4 protein-coding genes are annotated in these 5,603 nt (G+C 71.1%); 1 reads left to right on the top strand and 3 read right to left on the bottom strand.

The genetic code is table 11. The features are described 5' to 3' along the window. Positions 1-131 precede the first annotated feature (131 nt). Entirely contained in the window at positions 132-1,769 is a 1,638-nt protein-coding gene (locus GA0115259_RS24165) for an ABC-F family ATP-binding cassette domain-containing protein (RefSeq protein WP_093600933.1), read from the bottom strand. A gap of 96 nt (positions 1,770-1,865) precedes the next feature. Here GA0115259_RS24165 and GA0115259_RS24170 point away from each other — a divergent pair, with 96 nt between their 5' ends. After that, positions 1,866-2,828, top strand: a complete 963-nt coding sequence (locus tag GA0115259_RS24170; RefSeq protein ID WP_093600935.1) for an FAD-dependent oxidoreductase — start codon at positions 1,866-1,868, stop codon at positions 2,826-2,828. Positions 2,829-2,835: 7 nt separating this feature from the next. Here the strand turns inward: GA0115259_RS24170 and GA0115259_RS24175 are convergent, their stop codons facing one another. Both GA0115259_RS24175 and GA0115259_RS24180 read right to left on the bottom strand, forming a co-directional pair. Next, a complete protein-coding gene (locus tag GA0115259_RS24175) occupies positions 2,836-4,140 on the bottom strand; it encodes a M14 family metallopeptidase (RefSeq protein WP_093600937.1) in 1,305 nt (434 codons plus the stop codon). Beyond that, the coding region (locus GA0115259_RS24180) for a CocE/NonD family hydrolase C-terminal non-catalytic domain-containing protein (RefSeq protein WP_093600939.1) at positions 4,137-5,603 on the bottom strand (1,467 nt) is incomplete at its 5' end. The genes GA0115259_RS24175 and GA0115259_RS24180, both read right to left, overlap by 4 nt.

Raw genomic sequence — 5,603 nt, forward strand, 5'->3', positions numbered from 1 at the left:
CGCGCCTGACGGCGCGGTGTGTCTCCCGGCCGGGGGCCGCCGTGCGGCGGGGCTTTACGCGCCTGCGGCGCGGGGGCCGGTGGTGGGTGCGGGCACCCACCCAGCCCGTCCGGCGATTAAGGACAAAACGGTCAGGTCTCGGTTACTTGGCCCGCGGCCACGTCCAGGCGGCGGGTTGTGTGGATCGCGTTCAGCATGCGGCGGTCGTGGGTGACCAGGAGCAGGGTGCCGTCGTAGGAGTCCAGCGCGGATTCGAGTTGTTCGATCGCCGGCAGGTCGAGATGGTTCGTCGGCTCGTCCAGGACGAGGAGGTTGACGCCTCGGCCCTGGAGGAGTGCCAGTGCGGCGCGGGTCCGTTCGCCCGGGGAGAGGGTGGTCGCCGGGCGCAGGAGGTGGTCGGACTTCAGGCCGAATTTGGCGAGCAGGGTGCGGATCTCGGCCGGTTCGGTGTCGGGGACGGCCGGGCGGAACGCGTCCAGCAGGGTCTCCGGGCCGTGGAAGAGAGCGCGTGCCTGGTCGACCTCGCCCACGACCACACCCGAGCCGAGTGACGCGTGGCCCGCGTCCAGTGGGAGGCGGCCCAGCAGGGCGGCCAGCAGTGTGGACTTGCCCGAGCCGTTGGGTCCGGTGATGGCGACGCGGTCGGCCCGGTCGATCTGGAGCGTGACCGGGCCGAACTGGAAGCCGCCGCGCTTGACCTCGGCCGCGCGCAGCACCGCGACCACCGCGCCGGAGCGGTCCGCGGAGGCGATCTCCATCCGCAGTTCCCACTCCTTGCGCGGCTCCTCGACCGTGTCGAGGCGTTCGATCAGCCGCTGTGTCTGGCGTACCTTGGCCGCCTGCTGCTCGCTGGACTCGGCGCGGAGCTTACGGCCGATCTTGTCGTTGTCGGTCGCCTTGCGCCGGGCGTTCCTGACGCCCTTCTCCATCCAGGCGCGCTGGGTGTGCGCCCGTGTCTCCAGGGACGCCTTCTTCTCCGCGTACTCCTCGAACTCCTCACGGGCGTGGCGCCGCGCGGTCTCCCGCTCCTCCAGATAGGCCTCGTAGCCGCCGCCGAAGAGCGTGATCTTCTGCTGGGCCAGGTCGAGTTCCAGGACCTTGGTCACGGTGCGCACGAGGAACTCGCGGTCGTGGCTCACGACGACCGTGCCGGCGCGCAGACCGGTCACAAACCTCTCCAGGCGTTCGAGGCCGTCGAGATCGAGGTCGTTGGTCGGCTCGTCCAGCAGGAAGACGTCGTACCGCGAGAGCAGCAGCGAGGCGAGGCTCGCGCGGGCCGCTTGGCCGCCGGAGAGCGTGGTCATGGGCTGGTCGAGTCCGACGGTGAGGCCCAGCGAGGCGGCGGTCTCCTCGGCCCGTTCGTCCAGGTCCGCGCCGCCGAGGCTCAGCCAGCGCTCCAGCCCGATGGCATAGGCGTCGTCGGCGCCGGGCGCGCCGTCGACAAGCGCCTGAGTGGCTTCGTCCAGCGCGGTCTGCGCGGCGGTGACTCCCGTACGGCGGCCCAGAAATGCCCGTACGGTCTCGCCCTCGCGCCGCTCGGGCTCCTGAGGGAGATGGCCGACGGCGGCGGTGGGCGGCGAGAGTCTGATCGCGCCGTCCTCGGGCGTGTCGAGTCCGGCGAGCAGCCGGAGCAGAGTGGATTTTCCGGCGCCGTTGGCACCCACGAGTCCGATCACATCGCCGGGTGCGACAACGAGGTCGAGCCCGGAGAAGAGCGAGCGGTCGCCGTGTCCTGCGGCGAGATCCTTGGCTACGAGCGTGGCAGTCATCAGACCGTAGATCCTAACGAGGTGGTGGGCCTCCTCGGCGAAAAGGATCGTGCAGGAGAGACTTGTCCGTCCACCGGATTCCGCTACGGTCCGGACATGAACGGCGGCAAGAGCGATGTGATAGTGGTCGGCGGCGGAGTCATCGGTCTGACGACGGCGGTGGTACTCGCGGAGAGCGGACAACGAGTCGGACTGTGGACGCGTGATCCGCTGGGACGCACCACATCGGCGGTGGCGGGAGCACTGTTCTGGCCCTATCGCATCGAGCCCGCGGCCGAGGTCGGCGCCTGGCTGGAGACGTCGCTGAGCCAGTACGAACGGCTCGCGCTGCGGCCGGACGAGACCGGCGTGCGGATCGTGCCGGGACTGATGGCGGACATCCCGATGGAGGGCCTGGGAAGCTGGGCCGCGCGGGTCCCCGGACTGCGTGAGGCCCGTGCGGACGAGTTGCCGGCCGGCTTCGGCCAGGCGCTGCGGGCCGCCGTTCCGCTGATCGACATGCCCGTCCATCTCCGGTATCTGAAGGAGCGGCTGCGGGCGGCGGGCGGCACGGTGGAGCGGCGTTCGGTGACGGGCTTCGAGGAGCCGGCGGAACTGGCGCCCGTGGTGGTGGACTGCACCGGGATCGGTGCCCGGATGCTGGTGGCGGACGCGTCGCTGTATCCGGTGCGCGGGCAGGTGGTGGTCGTGGAGAACCCGGGCATCGACGAGTGGTTCGTGGCGTCCGTTCCCGGCTCCGCCGCCATGACCTATGTGATGCCTCAGCCGTACGGAGTGCTGCTCGGCGGCACGGCGACGGAGCACTCCTGGGATCTGCGTCCCGATCCGGCCGAGGCCGAGGCGATCGTCGCGCGCTGCGCCCGGATCCGTCCCACGCTGGCCGGGGCGCGGGTGCTGGAGCACCGGGTGGGACTACGGCCCGCGCGCCCCCGGGTCCGGCTGGAGGCCGTGACACTGCCCGGAGGCGCGCGGCTGGTGCACAACTACGGACACGGCGGCGCGGGCGTCACCGTGTCCTGGGGCTGCGCGCAGGACGCGGCCCGGCTGGCGCTGGACTGACTCGTGATCAGCAGTCGGCGGGTGTCGCTGCGGTCAGGTGGTAGGTGGCGCGTTCGTCCAGGAGCAGCGGGACCAGATTCCGCTGCGACTGGCGGAGCGGTACGAAGGCGCCCTTGCCGAGCGGCAGTGACAGCACACCGTGGAGGGCCAGTTCGTCCTTGACGTCGGCGTACTGTGCCGCGTCGAGCCGGTAGCCGCACGGCGGATTCTGGATGATCTGCTCGGGCGTCGCCGGTTCGTTGTCGGCACCGCCGAGGTAGACCGGGCCGCGGTCCTTCAGTCCGGCCAGCCTCGCGGTGGCCGTGGCGCTCACGATCGCTCCTCTGCGCTCGTCGGTGAAGGTGAACAGCCCCTTCAGCGAGTCGAGTTGGCTGGCCACCCGGCGCCGGTGGTTCAGCGCGGGATCGGCCTTCTCGGCGTCGGTCAGCGCGTTGACCCGGCTCTCGATGAGCAGGCCGAGCGAGTGTTTGACACCGGCCGCGTTGCGCAGGATGCGCTCCTGGCCGTCACCGGCGGTCTGCCGGATGGGCTCGTCGGTCACCGGATCGGTCCAGATCCCGTAGGTGCCGATGGTGTGGCCGGCCGCCCGTGCGGCGGGCCGTACATAGCGCTCCGAGAGCGCTTTCGACTCGTCGTGGACACCGGTCGCGGTGTTGAGGTTGCGCGGCCAGAGATCGAACAGGTCCTTGTCGTAGTACGGCGGAGTGGCGCCGTACTCGTGCAGGTCGTAGATGACATCCGGGCGCTGGTCGCGGATGAGGGCGGCAAAGGCGCGGCCCTCGGCCGTCTTGAGCGCGATGTGGTCGCGGTTGATGTCGACGCCGTCGGAGTTGCCCCGGGTGTCGGCGGCCCGGCCGTCCGGGTTGGCGGTGGGGACGACGAGCACGCTCGTACGGGCCAGGAAGCGCAGGGTGTCGCGGTCCTTGGTGTAGGCGAGATCGCGGACCGTGGTCAGACACGCCTCGCGGCCCGACGGTTCGTCACCGTGCTGGCTGCACACGAGCAGCACGGTGGTGGCCGCGTGCCGGGCGCCGATCCGGACGAGCTGGAGCGGACGGCCCTGTTTCGTGGTCCCGATAGTGCTGAGCGTGGCGCGCTCGCTCCCCCGGTCGACGGCGGTCAGGAACTCCTGCTCCTGTGGCTGGCTGGTCCAGTCGGCCCCGCCGTTCGTCTCGAATTCGGTACGCGGCGGCGCGGGCGAGGTGGTGGTGGCCTGGGCGGGCACGGCGGCCAGCGAGGTGACGAGGGCGGTGGCGGTGACCGCCAGAACGAGCCCTCGTACACGGGGAGTTGTGGCGCGTGGTCGGATCATCGGCTGCTGTCTCCCGGGATCGGCGGAATCCGGCGCGGCTCGGCCACGCCGTGGTGACGGGACTCACGGGGTGCGCTGTGCGGCGGGACGGCGCCGGTGGTGGCGCGGGTGAAGGCCGCCGCGCCGCCGACGAGCGGCAGTCCGGCGGAGGTCCTGGCCAGATCGAGGGTGAGAGTGGGAGTGGTGGACGGCGGGTCGATGAGGCCCTGGTCGGTGCCGGCGATGATCAGGGCGAGCCGGTGTCCGGCCGGGACGACATGGTCGGTCGCGGCGAACTCGATGGTGAGGGTGTACGGCTTGCCGGGCGTCAGCGGGCGGCCGTGGCCGGCCGAGGCGTAGGTGCCGAGATCGGCCCAGCCGCGGCTGAAGACGGTGTGGTCGACCTCGGCCGTCCTGGCCGCGGTCTCCCGGTAGCAGGAGCTGTCGGCGGTGGTGCTCGGGCCCCAGCAGGTGCGTTCGGTCAGCGTGGTGATGCCTTCGCCCGACGCGGCGTAGTCCCGGATGGTGTCGGGCCCGAGGTCGACAAGGACCGCCGAGAGATGGGCCGTCGAGGTGGACGGTGTGGCGGTGACGGTGAGCGTACCGGAGCCGGACACCCGAAGCTCACGGCTGAGCGGCCGGGTGATGAAGCCGGACTTGGCCGTGGTCGGCATATCGATCTCGGCGGCCCAGTCGCTCTCGCTCTGCCGCGGATCGTCGGTGAAGGTCTCGGTGGTGCCGGGCCTCGCGGGCGTACGGCCCAGGGTGCCGACTCCGGCGACGGCGCCCGCGCCGGGACGCAGGGCGGTGGTCGCGGTGGTACGCGGCGGCCAGACGCGGTCGGTGGACCACTGGTCGGGAGCGCGCTCGATGTCCGCCATGGGCTCGCGGTCGATGCCGTTCTCGTAGCCGAGGAGATAGTGATCGAACCAGCGGTGCAGCGTGGTGACCCAGGTGGCGCGGCGGAAGTCGAACGGATCGACATGGCCGGTCTGGGAGAGCCAGATCTTGCGCTCCACGCCCGCGTCGGCGAGCGCGTCCCACCACTGGCCGAGGTGTTTGGCGCGCACATTGAGGTCCTGTGCGCCATGGATGGCGAAAACACTGGCCCGTACCTTGTGTGCGTTGCGCACATAGTCGCGCTCATTCCACAGCCCGGTCCAGTCGCCGGTGCGCGGTGCCTCGTCGATCAGCCGTTGCTGCACCGCCTGGCAGCGGGCCCGGGCCTCCGGGCTCTCGACATAGTCGGAGAGCCACTCGGGTCCCGAGTCGTAGAGAGGAGCGCCCTGCTGGAAGTAGTAGTCGTACCAGGAGGAGATCGCGCTGATCGGGACGATGGTCTTCAGTCCCTCGACACCGGTGGCGGCGACTCCGTTGGCGATCGTGCCGTCGTAGCTCTTGCCGATCATGCCGGTGGCGCCGGTGGTCCAGTCGGCCCGTACGCGCTCGGTGCCGGTGCGGCTGCCGTAGCCGCGGGCGCGGGC

The organism is Streptomyces sp. MnatMP-M17 (assembly GCF_900091995.1).
Classification (GTDB): Bacteria; Actinomycetota; Actinomycetes; order Streptomycetales; family Streptomycetaceae; genus Streptomyces.

What these genes read in the sequence shown, in the direction of transcription:
- GA0115259_RS24165 (WP_093600933.1), bottom strand. Translation starts at nt 1,769, where the DNA reads ATGACTGCCACGCTCGTAGCCAAGGATCTCGCCGCAGGACACGGCGAC.
- GA0115259_RS24170 (WP_093600935.1), top strand. Translation starts at nt 1,866, where the DNA reads ATGAACGGCGGCAAGAGCGATGTGATAGTGGTCGGCGGCGGAGTCATC.
- GA0115259_RS24175 (WP_093600937.1), bottom strand. Translation starts at nt 4,140, where the DNA reads ATGATCCGACCACGCGCCACAACTCCCCGTGTACGAGGGCTCGTTCTG.